This is a genomic window from Actinomycetota bacterium (genome assembly GCA_040905475.1).
In the GTDB taxonomy this organism is placed as follows: domain Bacteria; phylum Actinomycetota; class AC-67; order AC-67; family AC-67; genus DATFGK01.
In genome coordinates this window covers 1-23,921 of the sequence record JBBDRM010000108.1, presented here as the reverse complement: position 1 = coordinate 23,921, position 23,921 = coordinate 1, and the positions used below count along the sequence as shown (strand labels likewise).

Sequence of the window (23,921 nt, the reverse complement as noted above, 5' to 3'; positions counted from 1 at the left end):
GCCCAAACCGTGCAGGGAGGCTCTCCCTATGTAAACAACCTCGGTGGGAACTACAACTAGATGATCAGCGACGGCGACGACGTCGTCCCCGAAGGCCGGCATCGTCCAATCGTCTCGTCCCATCCCTGATTCGCCGTGCCCAGCGAGATCGATTGCCACGACCTGAAATTCGTCCGCGAAGTAATCAAGCTCCGGCTTCCAGTAACTTCGATCGCACGACCAGACGTGCACGAACACGAGGGCGAGAGCGCCCGATCCTCGCGCCTCGAAACGGAGAGGGATTCCGTCGGTGGAGACAGCCGTGTCTTCCATCGCACCTCAGGTCGGCGGGACTAAGAATAGCGTGCAGGAGTTTGGTGTGGCCCCAGCACGGACTCGATGCGGGCAAGTTGGCGCTTGCGAGTGAATTTCCACGCATTGCCGAGGAGATTCTCGAGCGCGATCGTGAGGAGCCCCGGATCCCCCATTACAGAACGCTGTCCATCCGGTCGTCTACTTCGTCCGCGACGAAGGGGCAGGGTTCGACATAGGACGCGACCACCGTGGCGTGGCCGACGCCCCGAAGCTCTTCGGCGTGTTCCAGCGCCTTCCCGCCGCTCGCGAGTTCGAGGGAACGGGAATCGGACTAGCCACCGTTCAACGAATCGTGCATAGGGCTGAAGGCGAGGTCGGCCGGGGTGCGACCGTGTACTTCACGCTGGAAGAAGGGATGAATGACAACCAGCGCGCGCCGGACGTCCCATTGTCGCGACCGGCGATGTCACGGCCTTAACTGACGCCCTCGGGCTACGCATCGTCTTCGAGGGTTCATCCCTTCCTCGGCGGCGCGACGGCATCACACTGAACCTCTCTCGGCGAAACTGACACCTGACGTACGTGAGCATCGGCTCGAAGTCTCGACAGGCTCGGAACGGGATCTGCCGGTCGCGCTCAGGAATGCCCCGGCGTTGAAGCCCCGCCTATGCACGGTGAACGCACAACGAATCTCCAATGAACGGCCATTCAGTTAGAGAGGACATTGGCTTGTCTTGCTTGCGTGTGTCTGTTGGTTGATGTTTCCTGAGAGCACAACGCGTGGCCATGCCGCCACTGCCCGGCGCTGGGTGTAACCGGAAGCCCTGAGGAGCGTGAGGGCAATGGCGATTGAGTCGGGCCTGCAAGCGCAATGCTCCGGCCGGACGAGCTACCGTTCGTCGGAGGCCGAACCCGACGTCTTGGCACCTGCTCGGCGTTCCCTCTGCACAAGCCTGCCGGCTCCCGGCTCTCGGCCCGCCCCACGTGACTGCTACCACGAACGCGGGCCATCGCATCTCCGAAGACAGCGGCCCGCCGGTGGCGAACCGACCCTTTAGCGGGAGAACCCTGTGGCGCAGCGTGTGGCGGTGATCGAGGACGACCCCGCGATCGGCTCCATGCTGAAAACGATCCTGGCGCTGGAGGGCTACGAGGTCGCCACCTTCGGAGACGGCAAGAGCGCGGTCCCGAGCCTGCGGTCGGGGCGGTTCGACGCGGTGATCCTGGACATCATGCTTCCCGGGCAAGACGGCATCGCGGTCCTGCGCGACATCCGGGGTGCGCACGAAACCGAGCGGATCCCGGTCGTGATGCTCACGGCGAAGACCGACGACGTCACGACCTGGGCGGGCTGGCAGGCCGGGTGCGACTGGTTCCTGACCAAGCCGTTCGATCCGGACGACATCGTTCGCGTGCTTCGCCGGATCGCGGAACCGGGTTACGGCGCCGGAGAGGCACCGGGCTGATGACGACGCCACACGCCCGCGGGACCCGCTATGGGAATTGCTAAGCACTTTTGGACAGGCGAAGGCTCGCCGACGTCGGGAAGGGGGAGGCATCTCATGGCGCAGCGCCTCGAGATTCATCTCCGCGATGACATCGGCGTGTCGCCGCCCAACGCGTTGGGGATCCAAGCGGCGGGGTTGACGGTTCGTGACGGCGTGCGTTCGACGCTCGCGACCGATCGCACGTCCACCTTCACTGTCTCCCCTGAAGGCTCGACCTCGGTCGAACCTTCTCGCATCCTCGGCTCCGCGGCCGTCGCCCTCCTCGTGATCGGAGTGGGCTGTGGTCTCACGGTCGACTCCACCTCACCCCGGTTGGTTGGAGCGGTCGGCTTGATCGCCATCACTCTCGTTCTCGTCTTCCTCGCAGACGGGTTCGCCGTCGACGCGTTCCTCTCGGTAGGAGAGCTCATCCGATCCTTCGCCTTCGCGAGCGCGACGGGGATGGGCCTGGCGCTGGGGTTGGGATGGGTGTGGTCGAGCGCCGTCTCGGAGGAGGCGCCGCTCGCCGTACTGGCGGCGTTCGCCTTCGTGGGTTTCGTCGTCGAGGGGGCGGCCGTCGCCAGTCACCGGACGAACGGCCGTCGACCGTCCGCGCTCCTCCTCGCGGACGGCGACGCCGGCGAGTTCGATCGGGAAGAGACGCCGGGTGGGGACGTTCAGATCGTCGCGCGGCTGGCTCCTCCCTTCGAGCCAGGCTTGCTCGCCGCCGCGCTCACGGCTCACCGACCCTCAATCGTTCTTGTCGCGTCGCCGTTGCACGCTCTCGACCTTCACCTCGTGCGCACGTGCTCCTTGTTCGGAGCGCGGATCCTTGTGCTCGCCGATCCTCTATTCGGCCTGGCGGTCCGTGATCCGATCGTTCGCCTGGCCGGACGCCCCTGGGTAGCGTTGCGCCCTCTCGCTTTCAGAGGCCGGCATCGTCGGGTCAAACGAGCGCTCGACGTCGGGCTCGTTCTCCTCTCTACTCCCGCCGTGCTGCCGCTCATGGCGATCGTGGGCATGGCGACCATCCTCAGCTCCCGCGGAGGCATGCTTTATCGCCAGATCCGACTCGGCGAAGGTGGCCGACCGTTCATCCTCTACAAGTTCCGCTCCATGCAGGCAGATGCCGAGCGGGAGACGGGACCGGTGCTCGCGTCGCCCGACGACCCGAGAGCGACCCTGCTCGGACGCTTCCTCCGGCGCGCGCATCTGGATGAGCTGCCCCAGCTGTGGAACGTTTTGCGAGGCGAGATGAGCCTGGTCGGACCACGCCCCGAGCGACCGGAGCTCGCCTCGGGATTCCGTGGGATCCGCGACTACCAAGCCAGAACGCTGCTCAAACCAGGGTTGACGGGCCTCGCCCAGCTCGTGGCCGGCTATTCGGCCACGCCTGCCGACAAGCTTCGCTGTGACCTTCTCTACCTCACGAGCTTCTCTGTCCGACTCGACCTGCGTCTGATCGCGGCGACCGCGCGGGACCTTCTCCGAGGGTTCCCGCATGGATAGGCCGACGGTTCACGGCTCGCGGGTTGCCCAAAACGCGGCAGCCCTGCTCGGCGGTCGCGTCGTCACGGGAGTCGTGGGGCTTGTGACCGTGCCTGCCCTCTACGGGATGCTCGGCTCACGCCGCTTCGGTCTCTGGGCGCTCCTGCTCGGCCTTGCGGCGATCGCCGGCCTTCTCGACTTTGGACTGGGCTCCGCGCAGGTCCGCGAGGTTGCGTGCGCGACCGGAGGGGGCGATCCTCGACGGGCCCGAGCGGTCCTCGCTCTCGGGATGGTCTGTTCGGCCGGCCTCGCGTTGGTTGTCGGCCTCGCCGCCGCGCTCGGCTGGCCGCTCCTCGCGCACGTCTTCGATCTAAGTGACCTCGCCGGAGAAGGACGGGCGGCGGCGTTGCTCCTCGTCGCGTCGCTCATGGTGGATGGGCTCGCGTCGCCGTGGCGCGCGGCTCTGGAGGGCACCCAGCGTCTGCGTTCCGTCGCGTTCATCACTGTTACCAGTGCGATCGCGGGAGGCGCCGGGGGAGTCGCGCTTGTCGCGGCCGGCCACGGCCTCGCGGGGCTGGGCTGGTCCGTGCTGACCGGCAGCGTCCTCCGCCTATCGCTGCTCTTCGTCACTGCACGACGGTGGGCCTGCGGCATGCGACCCAGCATTCGGGCGATCGACCGGAACGCCGTGCTGACGGCCCTTCGTTACGGTTGGCGGGTTCAGCTTTCGAGCGGCGCCGCGGTGATCAACAACGACGCCGATCGCCTGGTCCTCGGCGCGTTCTCGTCGACTGCGGCCGTCTCGCCGTTCGATCTGGGCAGCAGGTTGGCGAACGTTCTTCGCCTGGCGCCCACGTACGTCATCATCGCAGTCTTCCCCGCGGCGGCTGCGTTGCACGCCCGAGGAGATCGAGCGGCGCTCGACCGCACCTACGTGCGCACCACGAGGTACCTGGCGATGTTCGCCGCGGTGGCGGCAGCGGCCCTCGTCGCCAGCGCCGATCCGCTGGTGGTGTTGTGGCTCGGGCGTCGGGTTCCCATGGTAGTCGCGACGGTTTGCTTGCTCGCTCCCGGATACGCGGTCAACCTTGCGAGCGGTGCCGCGTCTGCGGTCACCCGCGCGGAGGGTGCACCGGAGCGGGAGACGCGATACGCGCTCCTCGCTGCGGGTCTCAACGTGGTGCTCACGGTCCCGCTGCTCGTCGCTCTCGGTCCGCCCGGCGTCCCACTGTCGACCACGCTGGCATACGTCGCCGCTACCGCATATTTCTTCTGGCATTTCCACCGCTCCTCGGGGCGTGCGTTCGGCCCCGTATTGGAGGCGATCTGGAAGCCGTTCGCGGCCGCCGGCTGCGCGGCCCTCGTCTCGTGGATCGCTCTGGGACGGAGCCCGATCCCGGCGGAGCGCCTCGCCGCGGTCATCGCGGCTGGATCGCGGGCGGGTCTCGTCGTCCTGCTGAGCGTCGGGATGCTCATCGCTCTCGGGTTCTTCGACGCGGAAGACCGGCGCGTGATCACCCGCGCCGTTGCGCGGCTTCGGATCCGCGACGCGGCTCCTACTCCCGCCCACGCCGCGAAGGGGGCGTCGTGACGACGATCACGGATCGGGCACCCTGCCTCCTCTGCGCGTCGTCGCGTTCGATCCCCGCGTTCACGCATCCATCGCCGCTCCGGCGTTGTCCCAACTGCGGCCTCGTCTCCACGACCCTGGAGGCGACCCCAACTCCGTCCTACGGCGAGGGATACTTCTTCGACGGCGGATACCGCTCGTACTTCGCCCGGGCCACGCAATGGCGTTACGAGGCCCGGCAGAGACTCCGATGGCTCCGCGGGTCGGCGCGCCCTCGCACGCTCTTCGAGATCGGATGCGCGGGCGGCTTCTTCCTCGAAGCCGCCCGGGACGCCGGGATAGCGGCGAGCGGAGTGGAGGCATCCGAGCCCGCGGCGCGCTACGCGCACGATGTCCTTGGTGTCCCCGTTGTCGGTGCGAGATTCGAAGACGCGGATCTCGACGGCCCATTCGACGCCGTCTGCGCCTTCCATGTGCTCGAGCATGTCGATGACCCGCGCGCGTTCCTCGTGAAGGCGCGCGAGCTCATCGCATCCGGGGGTTGGCTCGCGCTGGAGGTGCCCAACATCGAGTCGGCGGCGGCACACGCCGACGGCATCAAGTGGCCGGGTCTCCAGCCCCAGTACCACCGGTGGCATTTCGCTCCTCCGACGCTCACGCGCCTCGTCGAAGAGACGGGGTTCCGAGTGACCGACTGCGACACCGTTTCCGCCCGCTTCTACACCCGCCCGGCGCGCCGAGTCACCACGGACGCTCTCGCCGGGCTCCGGGCTGCCGTCCGATCGAGATCGTTCCGGACGGTCGACCCTCGATCGGGCGATCACGTCCGCCTCCTCGCAGGCCCGCTGCCATGACCGCGCCCGATGTCTCCATCCTGATCGTGAGCTGGAACACGCGGTCCTCGACCGAGCGGTGCCTCGCCTCCATCGCCTCGAGCGTCGACGACGGGACCCGCTACGAGATCATCCTGGTCGACAACGGATCTCGCGACGGCTCCGCGGAGGCCGGTGAGGGGCGAGAGGATGTCCGGCTCATCCGCAACTCGGGCAACCGCGGGTACGCCGCCGGCGTGAATCAGGCCTACGCCGGGGCGCGAGGCAAGATGATCCTGCTCCTCAACTCGGACGTGCAGCTCACGCCGGGGTCGCTGAGCGCGCTGGTCCGTTTCCTTCGCCGTCACCCTGACGCGGCCGGTGTCGCGCCGCTTTACCGCTACCCGGACGGCTCTTTCCAGCCGCACTACTACCGGCTGCCGACCTTCGCCTCGTCCCTGGCGCTCGCCACCGGATTCCGGTTCCTGCCGCCGTTCGCCCGCCGGTTCCGCTCCTACCGGATGCTCGACGAGGATTTCTCTTGCCCTCGTCCCGTCGAGCAGCCATCGGCGAGCTGTCTGCTGCTCCGCCGCTCCTGCCTGCCCCCCGGGAGCGTCCTCGATGAGCGCTACCCGATCTTCTTCAACGACGTCGACCTGGCACGACGGATCGCCGGCGCAGGTGGGACCATGTGGATGACGCCGGAGGCCGCGGTTGTCCACGAGCTCGGTGCTTCCACGCGCCTCCTCGGCGACACGCTACGCGCGCGTCACCATCTGGGAAGCCTCGTCCGATACCTGCAGACGACACTCCCGCGCGCCCTGCTCGTGGTCTTCCGGATCGTCGTTCTGGCGGACCGGATCCTTCGCCGCCTGCTTCGCCGGGAGGGCGAGCCGCCCCTCCGGGACGTGTGGCGGGCGCTTCGCGGCGATCCGGCTCCGCTGCCCGACTGGGACGTGCGCCCCTGGATCGTTTACTTCGCGGCGATCCCGTGGGCGTCCGAGGCACACCGCCAGCACGAGCTGGCGCGACAGCTCGCGCGCGACTACCGCCTCCTCTTCGTCGAACCGGCCGGGCTCGGTTCTTCGCGGCGGATGTCCGTCGAGCAGGTCGGCCCCGGGTTGTGGCGTGCGCGACCGGCGACGCTGCTCCCACTCGGGAGACTCCTGCCCGCCGTCAACCTCGTGAACCGACGCGTCGCGGCCCGGAGGCTGCGACGCTGGCTCGACGAGCGGCCGGGACGCCGCCTGCTGTGGATCGACGAGGACCTGGCCGCGCCGGTCGTCGGGCGTCTTGGCGAATCCGCGCGCGTCTACGACGCGACCGACCTCGACTGGACGTTCACCCGGCGCTGGAACCGTCCGCATCTGCGCAGGGCGCTCCGGCGAGCCGTCGGCTCGGCAAACCTAGTGCTCGTCTCCTCGCCCGCCCTCCCGCGGCACCTGCCGACGAACGGAACCCGGCCGGTCGAGCTGCTCAACGCCTGCGATCCCGAGCGGTTCCGGCCTAAAGGGCCGCAGGCGGAGGCGCTAGCCTCGATCCCGCGGCCGCGTCTCGGATACGCGGGCGCCGTCGACGAACGAGCCTTCGACGCGGCGCTCGTAGCGGCCGTCGCCGCCCGGCGGCCCGACTGGTCCATCGTCCTGGTCGGCCCGTCCAGCCCGGCCGCCCGGCGTCGACTGGACGGACTTGTGAACGTTCACCTGCTCGGCCCCTTCCCCTACCGGGAGATGCCGGACCTGGTCCGCGGCTTCGACGTAGGCCTGATCCCGTATCGGCTCGACGGACTCGCAGACTACGTCCTACCGAAGAAGTTCTTCGAGTACCTCGCCGCAGGCAAACCGGTCGTGACCACACCGCTTCCTGCGTTTCGTAGCCTCGATGCGCCGCGTCACGAGGCGGCGACGGCCGAGGAGTTCGTCGCCGCCGTGGAGGTCGCGCTCGCCGAGGCGACACACACCGGTCACGCTCGGGACCGTCGGAAGGCGGCCCTCGCCAACACGTGGGACGCGCGCGGTGCGCAGCTGCGCACCCTGCTCGAGGCGATCGGCGGGCGGTGACATGGAGGATCGCCGCGCCTGCATGATCGCGCTGGCCCCATCGGCCGCGGCCGGAGCGCTCGTTGCGCTGGCGCTGACCAAGGGATCCGTCGCCGCCGTCGGGATGGGGCTCTGTGGCGGGCTCGTTGCCTGGGTGTTCGTCCGCTGGCCGTGGGCGGTGCTCCCCGTGTCGATCCTCGGCGGTGCCGTGATCTCGGGCGCGCTGGGAGCCGACCGGGTCGAGACGGTCGTCGCCGTTCACGCAGCCGCCCTCGGTATCGGCGTCGCGGCCCTGACGCTGAGATGCGCCGTCGATCGATCCTGGGGGCGCCGCGTTCCGACTCCCGCGGACCGCGCCATGCTCGCACTCGCCGCGGGCGTATTGCTCGGCACCGCGTACGGGCTCTCGCGAGGAAATCCGCCGCGCGCCGTGCTCGTCGCCGCGTACGAGATCGCGGTGATACCGGCCTACTTCTTCCTTGCCACATTCACGCTCACGTCGCCACGACGTTTCCACGCAGCCGGTGTGCTCTACCTGTCCGGCGCGGCCGCCTTCGCGCTCGTGGGGATGGCCGTTCCCGGTCAGCACGGAGGGCTGTTCTCGGCGCTCGCGCTCGCCCCGGTGGTCGCGGTAGCCGCCGCGGCGCGGGGATCGCGACGCGCGCTGCTTCTCGCGCTCGCCGGCGTGTTCGCGCTCGACGTCCTGCTCTCCGCATACCGCGCCATGTGGCTCGCGACCGCCGTGGCGCTTGCCGTGCTCGTCGTGCACCGCGCGGTCGGTCTGCGGCGCGCGGCCGTTACGAGCCTCGCGGCCGCGGCTGTGATCGGAATCACCGCCGTCGTGCTCTCGGGTGGCGTTCGCGCTCGGACGGAGCTCGTCGGTGTGGGGCTCGAACGGACGGGCGGCTACCGGATACCCGAGGCGCGCGTCGGCATGGAGGCGTTCCTGGAGGAGCCGATCGCCGGTCGCGGGCTCGGCCAGGTGGAGCGGCAGGTGTTCCTGCCGGGCTTTCGTGTCACCGACGTTGGCCCCGTCTATCACGTCTTCTACGTGATGCTCCTTGCGAACGGAGGACTGATCGGCCTAGCGCTGCTCGTGTGGCCGCTCGCGATCGCCCTGCGGCGACGCAGGATCGAGACGCTGCCGTACCGGTCGCTGCTCATCGGTTTCGCGGTCGCCGCCGCCTTCGCGGGGCCGGTCGACGGTCACTGGGAGCTCGGGCTCGTGCCTGCACTCGTCTTGGTGTCGGACCGCTTCGCGCGCTCCTTCGCTCAGGCTCAGCGTGTAGGGAGAGACGCGTGATAGCCGCCGCGATCGTCGTCACGCACAACTCCGAGCCGTTCGTCGGCCGCTGCCTCGAGCCGCTGCTCGAGGCCGGCGTCGAGCTATGGGTCGTCGACAACGCGTCCGCCGACGGCACGGCCGAGCTCGTCTCCCGGCGATTCCCGGAGGCGCGACTGCTGGTCAACCCCGACAATCGCGGCTTCGCGCGTGCCGTCAATCAGGCGCTCGCGCAGATCGATGCTGAGGCGGTCCTGCTCGTCAATCCCGACTGCCATGCTCCGCCGGAGTCGATCCGCGGTCTCCTCGACCATCTCGTCGCGAATCCGGACGTGGGGGTGGTGGCTCCACGGTTGCGTGACGGGCACGGCCGCGTGGCCGTGAGCGCCCATCCCTTCGAGACCGCTGCGACCGTGCTGGCCAGCCGCTTCGGCGGCAGCCTGATGCCGCCGGCCCTGCGTCGCCGGATCGCGCGCGGGGAACGGCGCCGCAACTACGACGCCTGCCGTGCCGGGGCGGAGCCGGTGAAGGTGGACTGGGTTTCGGGGGCCTGCCTTGCCGTCCGCGGCGACCTTCTCCGCAAGGTCGGCGGGCTCGATGAGGGCTACTTCCTGTACTACGAGGACGAGGAGCTCTGCTTCCGGGCGCGCCAGCGCGGCGCCCGGGTCGTGTACCTGCCCTCCGTCGAAGCGGTGCACCTGGGCGGAGCAAGCAGCGCCGATCCGCTCCACCTGTGGCCGCATCTGTATCGGAGCCTGCTGCGCTTCCAGGCGATCCATCGACCCCACACCTACGCGATCGTGCGCGCCGTGGTTCTGATGCGGGCGCTCCTCGGGATGGCGCTCGGTGGACTCAGGGCGGCTTTCGCGCGCGACAGAAGCGCCATGGCTCGTAGAGCCCGGGCCTGGGCGGTCGTGGCGCGGCTGGTCGTCGGTGAATCCGGCGCGATCCGAAGGAGCGCCGCATGAGGGTCGTCATGGTCGTCGTCGGGAAACGCACCGAGCACTGGGCATCCTTCTTCGATGCGCTCGCCCGTCAAAGGGACACGGAGCTCCTGCTCCAGACGGCAGACATCTCGCCCCTCGCGCGGAAACAACTGGCGCGACTCGCCGACAGACATCCCAACGTGCACTTCCATGAAGCCAAATACTGGATCGGCGAGGACGCGACCGGCCATATGGCGTCGGTGCTGTTCGCGCCGGGGTCGTGGCGTTGGCTCCACGAAGCCCGCCCCGACGTGATCCACGTCATCGGCGAAGCCTCATACCTGGCCACCAGACAAACCATCGGGTTCCGCAATCGCGTCTTCCCCAGGACCCCCATCAGCCTGTACGCGGCGCAGAACGTCGTGATGCGCCTGCCCCCGCCGTTCACCCGGTTCGAGCGCTACGCCTACCGGCAGGTCGCGCTCGCCCTGCCCATAACGCCGGCCGCGCGTTCGGTGCTCCGCGCAAAGGGATACCGGGGCAAGGCGAAGATCACCCCGCTTGGAGTCGACGTGGCGCACTTCCGGCCGCGCCGATCCGTGCCGGAGGGCCCGTTCACCGTCGGCTTCGCCGGCCGGCTCGAACCCCACAAGGGGCTCCTCCACCTGGTCGCTGCGTCCGACCGGATCGGGTGCAGATTGCTCCTCGTCGGCGACGGCTCGTTACGCCCCTGGCTGCAAGGCGAAGCGGCGCGGCGTGCCGGGCGGATCGAACTCCATCCATGGCAAACTCACGACGCTCTCGCGCGCATCCTGCGTCGATTGCACGCCCTTGTCCTTCCTTCGGTGGAGACCGTTCAGCGTGGCGTCGTGCCCTGGAGCGGGATCCCGCTGCGCGAGCAATTCGGCCGCGTGCTCCTCGAGGCCATGGCCTGTGGCGTGCCGGTCATCGGCACCACCGTCGGCGAGATCCCGCACGTGATCGGCGCGGCCGGGCTCACCGTCCCGCCGGAGTCTCCGGCAGCGCTCGCCGAAGCGATGGCGCGCTTGCGAGAGCGACCTGCCCTCGCCGCGTCGCTCGCTCGGTCGGGGGTCGAACGTGCCGCGCTGTTCGACTGGAACCGGATCGCCGATGGCGTCCGCGCCGCGTGGGACGAGGTGGCCTGCTCGCCCCTCGCGACGCTCCCGCGGATGCGAACGATCACTCGAAATCGCAACGCCTCCCACTGGCCTTCGAGAAGGGAATCCCATGGACGAGCGGTTTGATCCTTCCTCCTGGCTCGCGCTCGCGCGCCGTCGCGCCTGGATCGTGCTCCTGACCGTCGTCGCCGGGATGGGCGGCGCCGCCGCCGTCACGCGAGTCATGCCTCCCAGCTACGAAGCCGTTGCGACGATGTTCGTCGGAAGCACCAGCCCGAGCGGCGAGCCGGGGGCCGACATCGCGTACGCCTCGCTCGCTCAAAGCCTCGTCACCTCCTATCGGCAGCTGGCGGAAACCCGATCGATCGCACTCGAAGCGGCAACCCGCGCCGGCCTCGAGCCGCGCGACGTCGTCGGGCGGGTGACCGCCGAGGCGCAGCCGGGCGTGCAAGTCCTATCCCTGCACGCGCGTGCGGCAACCCCCGCCCGCGCCGCGCAACTCGCCAACGCGGTCGCCGACGCTCTCGCAGCACGGGTGGAGACGCTCTCCGGCGCGGCCGGGGAACACGTTGGCCTGGAGCTCGTCGATCCCGCGGTCCCGCCCAGGTCCCTCGACTCGCCGCGGATGGCCGTCAACGTCTCCTTCGGCGCCCTCGTCGGACTCCTTGTAGGGATCGGCGTCTCCTTCGCGCTCGAATCCCTGAACCCGCGTATCCGCACGACAGGGGACGTCCAGCGCGAACTGGGAGTCCCGACACTGGGTACATTCCCGTACCTCCGGCGACGCGCGCGAGAGGTAGACGTCCGCCTGTGGCACACGGTTCCCGCCGTTGCCGAGCCGTGCCGCAGCCTCGCCGTCACTCTTGCCTCGATCGCCGAACGCGAGGGCCACCGCCGGATCCTGATCACCAGCACCCGGACCGAGGAGGGCAAGACGACGGTGGCCGGGCAACTCGCTCTCGCCCTCGCCGAGCAAGAACGAAGGACCGCACTCGTCGAAGGAGACCTCCACCGGCCGGCCTTATGGCGACACTTCCCACCCGCCGCAGGGGCGAGGATCGACCCCGCCGGGGGCCGTTCGAGCCGCTCGCCGCTAAGATCCGCCGACGTCTCCCCGAACCTCACGGTCGTCCTAAGTGATGGCAAGCGGCAGGCAAACTCCGCCCGCGCATCGGAGTTCGCGCGATCGGTCTCCGGAGCTCTCGGCGACTACGAGCACGTGCTCATCGACGCGCCGCCCGCGCTCGCAGTATCGGACACGCGCGTCCTCGCCCAACACGTCGACGCCGTCCTGTTCGTGGTTCGCGCCGGCGCCACCGGCGCGAACGACGCCCGTGCGGCCCTCGCGGCCCTTCGGCAACTGGACGTCAAGATCGCCGGCGTGGTGCTGGTGGGCGTTCGCGGCCGACAGACAGACGCCTACTACTACGCCGACGGTGGCACGACCAACCTCTCCGCTCTCGGTGCTGCGAGGAGATCGTCGGGGTGAGCGAACGAAGCGCGACCCGGCCGCGTCGCCGCGTGCGCGTGGCGATCGCCATGGTCGTCCTGGCAGGCGCCGCAGCAGTCACCGCCCAGGCCACGCTGCATGCCGCCGAGGCGCGGCGCGCCCTCGAACGAGCGCGGCGCATCCTGGGCGGCGCCGGCGCCGAACCACTTTCCTCAAGCTCGCCGCAAGATCGGCTTGTCCTCATCGATCGCGCGGCAACACTCACCGAAAAGGCGATCTCGCGGCTTTCCGGATGGCCGCTGGCACCACTGGGCCGCCTGCCGATCCTCGGCCGGGACCTCAGGGTCGCGTATACGATCGCGACGGAAGGACGAGCCGTCCTCGACGCGACGCGTGATGCCGCCGCGGCAGCAGATCCGCTCGTCTCCGGACGCATCGACGGCCCCCGGCTCGACGCAGCGTCGCATGCCTTCCTACGGCTCGCGCACACCCTCCAGGAAGCGAGCCGGAAGGTGCGGGATTCGGCTTCCCTCGTCCTGTCGGGGAGCGGTCGGCGCGCGTTTCTCACCGATGTGCGGGCTGCACGGCGCTCCGCCGACGCGTCCGGCCGGGCCCTCGGACTGGCGGCCCGCTTCTACGGATCCGCGGGTTCCGTGCGCTACTTCCTCGCCTTCCAGAACCCGGCCGAGCTACGCGGGACAGGGGGGCTGATCGGCCAGTACGGCCTCCTCGAATCAAGTCCGGACGGTCCTCGCCTGGTCTCCGTCTCCCCGATCGGCGCGCTCCAGGCGCGAACGACCGGCGCCGTCGCACTCTCCGGAGATGCCGCCGACCGCTACCGTCGCTTCGGCGTCGATCGCGACTGGACGGCGGTCAACGTTCCGCCGGACTTCCCGACGGCGGCCGCGGTGATCGTGGACCTCTACTCGCATGCCACCGGGGCCCGCATGGATGGCGTCATAGCCGTCGATCCGCTCGCCGCCGCGAAGGTGCTCGAGGCCAGCGGTCCGATCGCCGTGAGCGGCGTGCACCTGGCCGCCGACAACGTCGCCGACGTCACCATGATCCGGGCCTACCAGAGCTTCGCGTCCGACAATGCCGCTCGGAGCCGGTTCCTCGCCGCCGCGGCGGCGGAGACCTTCGCCGCGCTCGTGCGCGGTCTCCGCACGTCGCCGGCACGGACGCTCACCGCGCTCACGGAAGCGGCTAGAGGCCGCCACGTCCAGGCGTATTCGACGGACCCGGCCGACCAGGGCGCGTTCGCGTCGCTGGGGATCACCGGTAGCGCAGCTGCTCCCCGCGACGGTGACTATCTCATGCCCGTCGGCGTGAACGTCGCAGGCAACAAGCTCGACGCCTTCCTCAGACGGGACATCCGATACGAGGTTCGTCTCCTGCCCGACGGCGACGCCTTGGCCACCGCGTCGCTGACACTCCGAAACGAGGCGCCCCCGAGGCTTCCTGAGTATGTTCAGGGACCCCACGACGCGCGCTTCCGCGCCGGCCAGAACCGACAGTTCCAGACCCTGTACCTCGCGGGCGGCTACGCCTTCACGCGGGCAACGCTCAACGATCGTCCCACGCTCGCCGAGGCGCAGGTCGACCTGGGCGCCCTCGCCCTCTCCCAGGAGGTCGACATCGATCGCGGGAAAGCCGTCACGCTCGCATACGAGCTCCAACGCGCCGGGGCCGCGCGGATCGAGTCGGATCTCATGTTCTACAGCCTGCTAGTGCGGCCGCAGGCCACCGCGCACCCGGATCAGCTCGAGATCCTCGTCGGGGCGCCGGCCGGGTGGCGGTTCCTGAGAGTCCCGCCTGAGTTTCGCGTCGACGGGAGAGGCGCGGCGCGAGAGGGATTCCCGCTCCTCGCCGAGGATCGCCTCGAGTTCGTGCTCGCTCGTAGTAACACCTGAGACAGAAGGAGGAAGATCGCCATGATCAAGATCTCCGCAGCCGGGATCGCGCTTGCGCTCGCGGCGCTGTCGCCGTCCGCGACCGCGACCGCGCAAACCTATCCCCCGGTACCCCAGCCGCTCGTGATCGACAAGTCCGTGGTCCGGCCGGGTGAGCTCGTGACCGTGCAAGGCGGAGGCGCGACACCGAACGCCACCGTCACGATCACCTTCGACGGCGCTGACCCGGTCGACGTCGCCTCGATCACGGCCGCCTCCGACGGCACGTTCCGCGCCTCCTTCAACATCCCTCTCGTCGCCACTCCGGGCCGCCACGACATATCCGCAACCTCAGAGGGCCGCTCGCTGGGAACCGTCACAGTCACGGTGGTCGTGCGGCAGGCTCGCCGTCCCTTCACGGGAGGCGGGCAGTCGCTGCTCCCGTACCTCATCATCGGGGCGCTCGTCCTGACCGGCGTGGCCGGAGCCTTCGTGGTCCGTCGACGAGGCCCGCGAGCAGGATGAGTCCCGCAGCACGTCGTTCGCAGAGACTAGGCCGGCGGGACGCAGACTCCCCGTCAGCTAACGAACGAGGAGACGCTTAGCGAAATGTGAACGGAAGCGCGATCCAGAGCGCCCCATGGAAGATGTCGACCAGGAGCACGGGCCAGCTCCGTCCCCGGAGCAGTTCGTACGCCTCTGCACGGCTCAAACGTCTGACGCGGATCCCCAACATCAGGTCCTCCCCCCATCGGGAGTGAGACGGCTTCGTCGAGCGCGAGCCTCATCGCTCTCGCCACTCGTCGACCCAGTGCCTCGGCCGTGGATCGTAGGGCGCGTCGGAGCCTGAACTCTGGGGACCGCGGTCACACTAATCGGGAAACGACCCCAGCGCGTTCGCCGTTACGGCCCAGAATCGTGCAAACGCGGGGCCCAGGACAAATGAGCCTCAGGGGACGACGCGGCCTCGCTGAGGATTGCCACTCACGACCGCATGCCGAAACGCGATCATGTGAACCCGTCGAGCCACGCGCGCCCAACCAACAGCGACGGCCTGAGTCTCGCGTCCCCATACCGGGAACGCGAACGGAGCCCCCGGACGCTTGAAACCAACGCAGGAGGTCATTCCCTTCCCGCGCGGACCGTGGAGCGGCTCGCAGACGTGTCTCCTATTCGTCCCCGCAAGAGGGGAAAGAATGAACGCGCCTCGGTGAGATGATCTCGGACGAACGAGAAGCGCGGGATCGCAGGTCGCGTACCTTGTCGGCTCGTAGTCGCTGGTAGCAGTATCGCGGCCTGGGGCATTCGGGACGTGGAGGCCGGGGGTTCAGATCCCCCCTTCCCGACAGCGACCTGGGTGAGAGCTCGTGTGAGAGATCGTCCGCTGGTCGTTAGGACGTTGCATTCGGAGTTATGCGACTGCCGATACCTGCTGCCGCTAGTTCGTCCCGGTCGGGGCCGCGGTTCTCGCAGCAGGATACGACTGAGCCGTTCACGACTACGGTCGGCAGTGTCCTGATACCGTAGCTCTCCGCGCGGTCCGAGCCCGACTCAAGGAGGTTGTACACGGTCACCTCGCAGTCGGGACACGCAAGCTCGTTGACGATCTGCACGGCTGGCTCGCACACCGGGCAGCCCGCAGTAAAGACTTCAACCTGTCGTTTGCTCATGCTCGTTTCCTCCTTTGGATGTCTCCGACTTCGATGAAAGCCTGTTCGCACGGCCATGTATCGGAGGTCTCGGGCCATTCGACAACGGATGGAAGCCGCTCCCGTATCTGAACGATTTCTTGCCGAACGGCCTTCAACTCAGCGATCTCTGCGTCGATCTCACTTATCCGCTGCGAAAGAATCGATTCGGTGTGTCCGCAGGGACACGCGCCACGATCGATGATCTCGAGAAGCTCGCGGATCTGCGAGAGTCGCAAGCCGCTACGCTGCGCGCCTTTGATGAAGCGCAGGCGTTCGAGAAGCCGCTCCTCGTACAGGCGATATCCTGCTTGCGAGCGTTCGGGCTCCGGAAGCAGGCCGGCTCGTTCGTAGTAGCGGATGGTGTCTGGGCTTAGCCCGGCACGGTCTGCAAGTTTGGCGACGGTAAGGCTCATGGCCGTACTCTAAACCTTGGAGCGCGCTCCAAGGTCAAGCAAGGCTAGCATTGCCTTTTTACGAGAAATGGTCTCGCGGAGCTCGTCACTTAGGTCCGAGCTGTCCACCTTAGGACGACTGACAGATGCGCACGTCAGAACGGGTCTCCAAGGCTTGCCGACCTGGGCTCGATCTCCGTTCGCCGCTCCATCTGATGAGCCCGCGCCCAGCCCTTAGGGTCGCGGCGAGCGAAAAAGAGTAAGTCTGGAAACCGAAGCCTGACGACGGTTCCTTCATCATGACGCGGCTCACCGAAATTTCCCCGGGGGTGCTCATCGAATTTCCCGACCCCGGGCGCCCCGGTGTGAACCGATTCTAACCACGCGGCCTGACCGCGACGTACGAGCTCGGCTGCTCTGCGGCAGCGTCTTCGATGTCGGCGAGGAGTTCATCGAGCGCGCGGCGTTTCGGTACCATCAGAGCGGAACGGCCTCATCGAGGATGTTTGCATCGCGTTCCAGCAGACTCCCGGACGTCACAACGTCGACCTCCGTCCCGAGGAGCTCCTGGAGCGCACGCCGCAGGCGAACCTGGTCGAGCAAGGACGCATCGTGGTCCATGTCGACCAGCAAGTCGACGTCCGAGCCGGGGCGAGCCCGCCCACGCGCGACCGACCCGAATACGCGCACGTTCGAGGCACCATGTGCAGCCGCCGTCGCGATGATCGAGTCGCGGTGAGCGCGGATCGATCGGGCAAGATGGGGTCCTCGACTTCTCGAGGGGACGGGGCTGCTGCCGAGTTGTTGACCGGCCGCCTCGAGCAGACGCGTCAGCGTATCGACCGTCGGTGTCTTGGAGCCTGACTCGTAAGCTGCGATCGCGGATTGAACGGTGCCTGCTCGACGCGCAAGCTCGGCCTGGGTCAACCCGGCCGCCCGGCGCGCCCGTTTGATCAACTCCGGTCCGGTCCCCATTCCTCGATCATGTCTGATCGTATATAGGGCCGGCGAGCGCCGAGAGACGAGAGAATCGCCCTGGAAACATGGGAGTTCGAATCTCTCCGGGCGCACTCACGGATCGGTGCTCAGGTCATCGCTTCGTGAGTCTCGGGTGCGTGCATCAGGACTTCCGCGCGACGAGGCGCTCGATGATTCCTCCCAGTCGATAGCGCTCGTCCTCCAAGATCTCGAAGCCCTGGGCTCGGACCTGGTCGAGAGGCCTGCGCGTCATGTGATCCCCATCGATGCGCACCGATAGGAACTCGATCGCCTTCTGGATGGCGTACACGAGGATGTTTGCACTCCGGATGTGGTCGACTAGGACCAGACGCCCGCCCGGCTTGAGGACTCGGTACATCTCGGCGACGGCTCGCGCGATGTCGGGGATGTTGCAGAGCGAGAAGGTGCAAACGACCGAGTCGAAGGCTTCGTCCGCGAACGGTAGCTCGTGTGCATCTGCTTGGCAGAGATTCACGGGCCGGACGAGCGCCGCGACCCTTTGCCGTGCGATCTCGAGCATGCCGGAGCTGAGATCGATCGCAGATAGCCGGACGTCGGGATGATAGAGCGGAATATTGAGGCCTGTTCCGACCGCGACTTCGAGCACCTGGCCTTGGGCTCGGGCGCATGCCCAGCTTCGGTTATCGAGACCGAGGACGTGCCGCTCGAACCACCCGATCTCCTTGTCGTATCCCGGAGCTTTCTTGTCCCACACCCGCCGACGCCGGGCGTTCTGATTCTCTCGGTCCTCCTCCGTCGGAGCTCGACGCACCGCGAAATACCTCCCTGGGCGAGGACAGGGTACGACGGCGAGCATACGGCCTACCTTCTCGACTCTCGGGATCGTGATCGGTGGCTGCCACGTCGACGATCATTATCCACAGGGCATGAAGGGGACCATCACCGTCACGTAGGGTTCCTACCTCGTCGAAGGAGGGGGAACGATGCCTGAGATGGAAGGCATCGAGAAGGCGGTACTTTGCAAGTCGCGGGTGGGCGGCGTCTCCTCCCGCGTCGTCGCTCCAGCGTACCTCGGGATGGAGATGATCGGGGAGGGAGTGATCGGTCCGGTCGCCGTCGCGACGCTGGCCACCGGGTTGGTCATGTCTCTGGGCGCGAAATGGGGCTTGTTTCGGCATTACTGGGTGTTGATCTCGTTGATCGTGACGGTCATCGCGACGATCGTGCTGCTGATCGAGTTGAGCACGATCGGCCAATTCGCCGACCTCGCACGCGCCCCGACCACTCCGGTTGCCGTCTCCGCGAGCTAGGAGGCACTCTGTTGCACTCGATCGGCGGGATGATGGTGCTGCTCGTGGTCTTGGTGCTGAATATCTACAAACCTCAGGGCTTGACCGCGTTCGGGCGGCGAAGGCAGGCGCAAACGCAGCGGGAGCTCACCGGCGGCTGATGCCCGGCGTGCGACCCAGCCCCGTGAAGCCTGTTTGGGGTGACGATGAGAACGCAACCGCGAATACTGAGAACGAAATCTCTGCCCGGATACCTTGGAACTCACCTCTGGTTTCGCGGGGCAACGCCACCTTCGTGCGGATGACGTCTCGTTCACCCGCCCGCACAGTCCTCGGCCGTGAGACCGCGACCGACCCAAGCTGGCCGGCGGCGATGCGGTCCGCGGAGAGCGAGAAAGCTTCAGCGCCACACGCGGTCGCAACCGCGCGCATCTCCGCGCGCAGCGCCGTGGACAGGTCGGATCTTCGCACCCCCGATCCGCTCGTTCGAAGAGTGTATCGGAGCGGCACGGTCCCCCTGTTCGCGACCGTGATCGTCGTGTAGCGAACATCCCCCGGCGACATTCCTGTTGCGCGTACGGCGTCGCCGGTGACGTGGAGTATCGGAGCCCCCGTCTTGAAGCCGACGTGGCCGGTGTGTGAGACGTACGTTCGGAAGCCAATCATCGTGACTAGGAGCAACGAGAAAAGCAGCGCAACACGTCGAATCGCGCCTAGCCTCATCACTTTGTCACACCGTCCTCCGATCCACAGTCGGAGTATCGAAGCCCGGTGACGACTTCACCATCGTCCGAACCGATGGAATCCCTGTGGGCTCATCGCACTGAATCGCATCACGGTCCCTACGCCTTCCATCACCCTTCGGGCGCGCGCGACACTGGCCGTGACTAGCCCGGACGAAGATTGAGGCGATTTGCCCGCGAAGCGATGAATGAACGAGCACGTCCTCAGGTGAATGACCATTCGGACCGATAATTGCCATTGATGTTGTTCGCGCGCAAAGGAAGTGAATGCTGATGACCGAGTCGACCTTGCTCTTCCAGCGCTTGATCGAAAGCGTGCCCGACGCCGTGATCGTCGTCGACACCGGTGGAACCATCCGGCTGGTGAACCGTCAGACGGAGCAGCTGTTCGGCTACGGCAGAGCGGAGCTGCTTGGTCGTCCGATCGAAATCTTGGTTCCGGAACGCGTCGCTCTATTCCATCAGGGCCTGAGGGATAGCTATTTTGCAGACCCACAAACGCGGCCGACGAGCGCCGGCCTCGAGCTTACGGCTCGTCGGAAAGACGGCAGCGAGTTCCCGGTCGACATCTCATTGTCGCCGCTCGAAACCGACGAGGGGCGGCTCGTGTCCGCCTGGGTACGCGATGTGACGGAACGGGCGGCGGCCGAGAGTGCCCGTGCGTCCCTCGCGGCGATCGTCGGCTCTTCGCGAGACGCGATCATCGGAACGACAATCACGGGAATGATCACCGGCTGGAACCCGGGCGCCGAGCACATCTATGGCTATTCGAGCGACGAGGCCGTCGGCCGTGACGTGCGCGACATGTTCTCGTCTCGCGAAGCCTCCGAAGAGGACCGGATCTTCGCGCGGGCGGCGAAAGGAGAGCGCATCGAAGCATATTACGAGACGGCGCGAACGAGGAAAGACGGGGTATCGATAGACGTCTCGATCAGCGTGTCGCCGATACGCGACGGTCGGGGGACCGTGGTCGGGCTCGCCAGCATCCATCGGGACATCACTGATCGCAAACGCGCAGACGAGAAGCTTCAGGGGCTGCTGGAAGGCGCACCCCGATGGGGTTGTGGTCGTGGACGCGGAAGGCGTCATCCGCGTAGTCAACCGTCAGACAGAGACGATGTTCGGATACGCGCGCGAAGAGATGCTCGGTCACAGGGTCGAGATGCTGCTCCCCGAGCGCTTCCGCGCTCGCCATTCGGGGATGCGGGCAAGTTACTTCGTCGACCCATCCACCCGGCCGATGGGGACGGGCCTTGAGCTGATCGCGCGGCGGAAGGACGGCACCGAGTTTCCCGTGGACATATCTTTGTCTCCCCTCGAAACCGAGCAGGGCGTCATCGTTTCGGCGGCCGTGCGAGACGCGACCGACCGGAAGCGTGGCGAGAAGGAACGAGAGCTTCTCGGGCTACAGCAGTCGCAACGGCTCGAGAGTCTCGGCCAGCTCGCCGGTGGAGTCGCCCACGACTTCAACAACTTGCTCGCCGCGATCCTCAACTACGCGGGGCTGATAGCCGACGACCCGGGAGCCGAAACAGTTCGCAGCGATGTGCAAGAGATCATACGCGCGGGCGAACGCGCCGCGACTCTGACGCACCAGTTGCTCATCTTCGGACGGCGAGAGGTCGTCAAGCCGGAGATCCTCGACATCAACGCCATCGTCGGCGATCTCGAAAAGATGCTGAGTCGCACCGTCGGTGAGCACATCGAGATCCGGACCAAACTGACGCCCGATGTCTGGCCGGTGAAGGCCGACCCGACTGGGGTCGACCAGGTGTTGATGAATCTCATCATCAACGCTCGAGACGCCTTGCACGAAGGCGGCGTCATCTCGATAGAGACCACGAATGTGGACTTCTCTTCCGGCACGGACATAGAGCCGTGGGCGCTCCCGCCCGGGCGTTATGCATGCATGACGGTTACGGACGACGGGATCGGGATGGCGCCCGATGTGGTGGTTCGAGCGTTCGAGCCCTTCTTCACCACGAAGGCGAAGGCAGAGGGGACGGGTTTGGGACTCGCGACCGTGCACGGGATCGTGACGCAGGCGGGAGGGGACGTTCGCATCTACTCCGAGCCCGGCATGGGCACCGTCGTGCGCGTTTACCTTCCCGCTAGTTCGGAGGCAAAAGCTGAGCCAGCTGTGGAAGACGTGCCCATCCAAGGCGGCGTACCGGGGGCGACGATCCTCCTGGTCGAGGACGAACCCCAGGTCAGGGAATCGACTGCGCGTGTCTTGGCGACGCAGGGGTATGTCGTGCTCTCGGCCCCCGCCGGCGCCGAGGGCCTCGCGATCGCGCGTTCGCATGCCGGTCCGATCGATCTGCTCGTGACCGATGTCGTCATGCCGGTGATGTCGGGAGTGGAGCTCGCCGACAAGATGCAGTCGATACGCCCGAACACCATGATCCTGCTGATGTCCGGCTACCCGCAGGATGTGCTCGGTCGCGGCGCCGCTTCTTTCGGCTTCCCCCTCATCGAGAAGCCGTTCTCGTCCGAACAGCTGCTCCGTCGGCTCCGATCGATGCTGGAAGGGCGCAGAGCCAACCGATCGCCCGCGTTGGGCGCCGAACGATGATTCGGACGCTCGTCATCGACGACGAGGAGCTGGTGCGCCGCTCTCTCGTCCGCCTTCTAGAACGGAACGGCCATTCGTGTATCCAGGCGGAGGACGCCACTGCCGCGCGCTCGGCATTCTCGTCGCGAGATTTCGATCTCGTCCTTTGCGACATCATCATGCCCGGCGAGTCCGGCTTGGACTTCGTCCAGCAGCTTCTGTCTGAGCATCCCGAAACCGCGATAATCATGGTGACCGGGGTCGATGATCCGGCCCAGGCTGGCGTCGCGATCGAAACCGGCGTTTACGGCTATATCGTCAAACCCTTCAGGCGGAACGAGGTCCTCATCAACGTCGACAACGCGCTCCGCCGCCGACGCCTCGAGGTCGAAAATCGCCTGCAGCGGCATCAGCTCGTCGAGACGGTACGCGACCGCACGGCAGATCTATGGAACTCGGTGCGACAGGTCGAACGCGCCGATAACAGCCTCCGCTCGTCGATCGAGGAGATGGTCAGGCGCCTGTCCATGGCGGCCGAGGTTCGGGATTTCGAGACGGCGGGACATATCGAACGAATGAGCTCTTACGCGGGGTTTCTCGCCGGCAAGATGGGGCTCGAACCCGAGCGCTGTGCCCAGATCCATCTCGCCAGCCGGCTTCACGACGTAGGAAAGATCTCGATCCCAGACCGAGTCCTGCAGAAGAAAGGGCGATTCTCGGAGGCCGACCACGAGGTGATGAAACAGCATTCCGAGGTAGGGTACCGGCTGCTTACCGGCACCAATGCGGGCTTGCTGGACCTAGCCGCGGACATCGCTTTGACCCATCACGAGCGATGGGATGGGCGCGGATACCCGAAGGGGCTGGCAGGAGAGGCCATCCCGATCGAAGGGCGGATCGCGGCGGTGGCCGATTGCTTCGATGCTCTTAGCAGTAAGAGGTCATACAAGCCTGCCTTCCCGCTCGGACAAGTTGTCGAGATCATGCGTGAAGGTCGCGGAACACAGTTCGACCCGCGAGTCCTCGATCTCTTTCTCGATTCCTTGAACGACGTGATGGCCATCGCACACGACCTGCAGCCGGCGGTCGCTGACTAGTCATCGATCCATAACCCCCTAGGTTAGGGCTACAGGGGGGCTGACTTTCGACGGTCAGCCCTTGCGCTCCGCTCCTTGGCCATCGAAGCGAGATTCTGCATCGAGGGTTTGATGAGTGCTCCCACCATCATCCGGCCCACGGCGGCGAGCAACGGGTTCAGCATCATCTTCATCGGGCCGAGCACGGTCGCGTGGGTCAACCGTTGCGAGTAGGTGACCACCGAACCCGAGCCATCGGGCTTGATCCCGTACCGGTTGACGACCTTCCAGTCGCCCTCATCGCCCTCCTTGAAGCTCACGTGTGCGTCCGTGACGAATTCGAAGGTGCTCGGGTGCGACGCCTCGGTCACGACCGATCGATCCCGGAAAGTGCCGTCGGGGGCGATGCCTGTGCTCGACCATTCCGAACCTTGGTGGACGGGCGTGTCTCCGACCTCGATACCCGTGAGCCGGAAGTTCTTCTTGCCGCGGTTGCCGCCCCATTCGAGGTGGCTGCGAACGTCCGCGAGCACTTCGTACACCGCCTGGGGCGGAGCGCCCATCTTCATGGTCTTGCGAAAGGCGATCTCCCGGCCGGCCGGCAGCACGTTGCCGTCCCCTTCATCGGTTGCCATGCGTCCCCCTCGATCTCCCGCCTGTTGCGGGCTATGCATCGGACGTTAGCCGTGGTCCGAGCAGAGGTGACACTCGAGCCCAGTCGAGTCCGAAGACACCTTGGAGGTATCCTGCGAGCCCGGACCGAGGGAGGGAACATGGCGGAAAGCATCTATCGCGTCACGGAAGTGATCGGCACGAGCACGAAGTCGTGGGAGGAGG

22 protein-coding genes, 1 tRNA gene and 2 pseudogenes are annotated in these 23,921 nt (G+C 67.0%); 18 read left to right on the top strand and 7 right to left on the bottom strand.

The annotated features are described in order from the left end of the window. A partial coding sequence (locus WEB06_12835) for an alpha/beta hydrolase (protein ID MEX2556497.1) occupies positions 1 to 312 on the bottom strand: 312 nt, incomplete at its 3' end. Between the two features lie 181 nt (positions 313 to 493). On the opposite strand from WEB06_12835, the pseudogene WEB06_12830 reads away from it, so the two are divergent. The 12 genes and pseudogenes from WEB06_12830 to WEB06_12775 all read left to right on the top strand — a co-directional run bounded on the left by WEB06_12830 (position 494) and on the right by WEB06_12775 (position 14,904). Next, positions 494 to 772, top strand: a pseudogene (locus WEB06_12830) (ATP-binding protein). Positions 773 to 1,364: 592 nt separating this feature from the next. Then, the gene (locus WEB06_12825; protein MEX2556496.1) at positions 1,365 to 1,760 is read left to right on the top strand and encodes a response regulator transcription factor; all 396 of its coding nucleotides are present in this window, start codon (positions 1,365 to 1,367) and stop codon (positions 1,758 to 1,760) included. A gap of 96 nt (positions 1,761 to 1,856) precedes the next feature. Beyond that, on the top strand, positions 1,857 to 3,290 hold the full coding sequence (locus WEB06_12820) for a sugar transferase (protein MEX2556495.1): 1,434 nt from the start codon (positions 1,857 to 1,859) through the stop codon (positions 3,288 to 3,290). Continuing rightward, on the top strand, positions 3,283 to 4,860 hold the full coding sequence (locus WEB06_12815; GenBank protein MEX2556494.1) for an oligosaccharide flippase family protein: 1,578 nt from the start codon (positions 3,283 to 3,285) through the stop codon (positions 4,858 to 4,860). Before WEB06_12820 ends, WEB06_12815 begins: the two co-directional genes overlap by 8 nt. Next, positions 4,857 to 5,693: a class I SAM-dependent methyltransferase gene (locus WEB06_12810; GenBank protein ID MEX2556493.1), complete on the top strand. Its 837-nt coding sequence runs from the start codon at positions 4,857 to 4,859 to the stop codon at positions 5,691 to 5,693. The genes WEB06_12815 and WEB06_12810 overlap by 4 nt, the downstream gene beginning before the upstream one ends. Next, positions 5,690 to 7,711 carry a glycosyltransferase gene (locus tag WEB06_12805; protein ID MEX2556492.1) on the top strand — a complete coding sequence of 674 codons (2,022 nt, stop codon included), beginning with the start codon at positions 5,690 to 5,692 and terminating at the stop codon, positions 7,709 to 7,711. Before WEB06_12810 ends, WEB06_12805 begins: the two co-directional genes overlap by 4 nt. Position 7,712: 1 nt before the next feature. Beyond that, entirely contained in the window at positions 7,713 to 8,993 is a 1,281-nt protein-coding gene (locus WEB06_12800) for a hypothetical protein (GenBank protein ID MEX2556491.1), read from the top strand. Beyond that, on the top strand, positions 8,990 to 9,940 hold the full coding sequence (locus WEB06_12795; protein MEX2556490.1) for a glycosyltransferase family 2 protein: 951 nt from the start codon (positions 8,990 to 8,992) through the stop codon (positions 9,938 to 9,940). The genes WEB06_12800 and WEB06_12795 overlap by 4 nt, the downstream gene beginning before the upstream one ends. Next, entirely contained in the window at positions 9,937 to 11,163 is a 1,227-nt protein-coding gene (locus WEB06_12790; protein MEX2556489.1) for a glycosyltransferase family 4 protein, read from the top strand. The genes WEB06_12795 and WEB06_12790 overlap by 4 nt, the downstream gene beginning before the upstream one ends. Then, positions 11,147 to 12,526, top strand: coding sequence for a hypothetical protein (locus WEB06_12785; GenBank protein ID MEX2556488.1), 1,380 nt, complete (start codon positions 11,147 to 11,149; stop codon positions 12,524 to 12,526). Before WEB06_12790 ends, WEB06_12785 begins: the two co-directional genes overlap by 17 nt. Further along, positions 12,523 to 14,400, top strand: a complete 1,878-nt coding sequence (locus tag WEB06_12780) for a DUF4012 domain-containing protein (protein MEX2556487.1) — start codon at positions 12,523 to 12,525, stop codon at positions 14,398 to 14,400. Before WEB06_12785 ends, WEB06_12780 begins: the two co-directional genes overlap by 4 nt. Positions 14,401 to 14,421: 21 nt before the next feature. Then, complete coding sequence (locus WEB06_12775; GenBank protein MEX2556486.1) at positions 14,422 to 14,904, top strand: hypothetical protein; 483 nt, start codon at positions 14,422 to 14,424, stop codon at positions 14,902 to 14,904. A 76-nt stretch (positions 14,905 to 14,980) separates the two neighbouring features. Here the strand turns inward: WEB06_12775 and WEB06_12770 are convergent, their stop codons facing one another. The 4 genes from WEB06_12770 to WEB06_12755 all read right to left on the bottom strand — a co-directional run bounded on the left by WEB06_12770 (position 14,981) and on the right by WEB06_12755 (position 17,437). Then, positions 14,981 to 15,115, bottom strand: a complete 135-nt coding sequence (locus WEB06_12770; protein MEX2556485.1) for a hypothetical protein — start codon at positions 15,113 to 15,115, stop codon at positions 14,981 to 14,983. Between the two features lie 655 nt (positions 15,116 to 15,770). Continuing rightward, the gene (locus tag WEB06_12765) at positions 15,771 to 16,049 is read right to left on the bottom strand and encodes a thioredoxin family protein (GenBank protein MEX2556484.1); all 279 of its coding nucleotides are present in this window, start codon (positions 16,047 to 16,049) and stop codon (positions 15,771 to 15,773) included. Further along, positions 16,046 to 16,483, bottom strand: coding sequence for a MerR family transcriptional regulator (locus tag WEB06_12760; protein ID MEX2556483.1), 438 nt, complete (start codon positions 16,481 to 16,483; stop codon positions 16,046 to 16,048). The genes WEB06_12765 and WEB06_12760 overlap by 4 nt, the downstream gene beginning before the upstream one ends. Before the next feature lie 456 nt (positions 16,484 to 16,939). Further along, entirely contained in the window at positions 16,940 to 17,437 is a 498-nt protein-coding gene (locus WEB06_12755; protein ID MEX2556482.1) for a nucleotidyltransferase domain-containing protein, read from the bottom strand. Between WEB06_12755 and WEB06_12750 the strand changes: the two genes are divergently transcribed. After that, a tRNA-OTHER gene (locus WEB06_12750) sits at positions 17,404 to 17,532 on the top strand. The two genes, WEB06_12755 and WEB06_12750, sit on opposite strands and share 34 nt — an antisense overlap. 50 nt (positions 17,533 to 17,582) lie before the next feature. Here the strand turns inward: WEB06_12750 and WEB06_12745 are convergent. After that, positions 17,583 to 18,233, bottom strand: coding sequence for a methyltransferase domain-containing protein (locus tag WEB06_12745; GenBank protein ID MEX2556481.1), 651 nt, complete (start codon positions 18,231 to 18,233; stop codon positions 17,583 to 17,585). A gap of 172 nt (positions 18,234 to 18,405) precedes the next feature. Here WEB06_12745 and WEB06_12740 point away from each other — a divergent pair, with 172 nt between their 5' ends. From WEB06_12740 to WEB06_12720, 5 genes and pseudogenes are all read left to right on the top strand, one after another. After that, a complete protein-coding gene (locus tag WEB06_12740; protein ID MEX2556480.1) occupies positions 18,406 to 18,732 on the top strand; it encodes a hypothetical protein in 327 nt (108 codons plus the stop codon). An 11-nt stretch (positions 18,733 to 18,743) separates the two neighbouring features. Further along, positions 18,744 to 18,872, top strand: coding sequence for a hypothetical protein (locus WEB06_12735; protein ID MEX2556479.1), 129 nt, complete (start codon positions 18,744 to 18,746; stop codon positions 18,870 to 18,872). Between the two features lie 849 nt (positions 18,873 to 19,721). Next, a pseudogene (locus tag WEB06_12730) lies at positions 19,722 to 20,471 on the top strand (PAS domain S-box protein). Beyond that, positions 20,443 to 22,029, top strand: coding sequence for an ATP-binding protein (locus WEB06_12725; GenBank protein MEX2556478.1), 1,587 nt, complete (start codon positions 20,443 to 20,445; stop codon positions 22,027 to 22,029). Before WEB06_12730 ends, WEB06_12725 begins: the two are co-directional and overlap by 29 nt. Continuing rightward, positions 22,026 to 23,105, top strand: coding sequence for an HD domain-containing phosphohydrolase (locus tag WEB06_12720; GenBank protein MEX2556477.1), 1,080 nt, complete (start codon positions 22,026 to 22,028; stop codon positions 23,103 to 23,105). The genes WEB06_12725 and WEB06_12720 overlap by 4 nt, the downstream gene beginning before the upstream one ends. Positions 23,106 to 23,134: 29 nt before the next feature. Here the strand turns inward: WEB06_12720 and WEB06_12715 are convergent, their stop codons facing one another. Then, positions 23,135 to 23,719, bottom strand: a complete 585-nt coding sequence (locus WEB06_12715; protein ID MEX2556476.1) for an SRPBCC family protein — start codon at positions 23,717 to 23,719, stop codon at positions 23,135 to 23,137. Between the last annotated feature and the right edge of the window lie 202 nt (positions 23,720 to 23,921).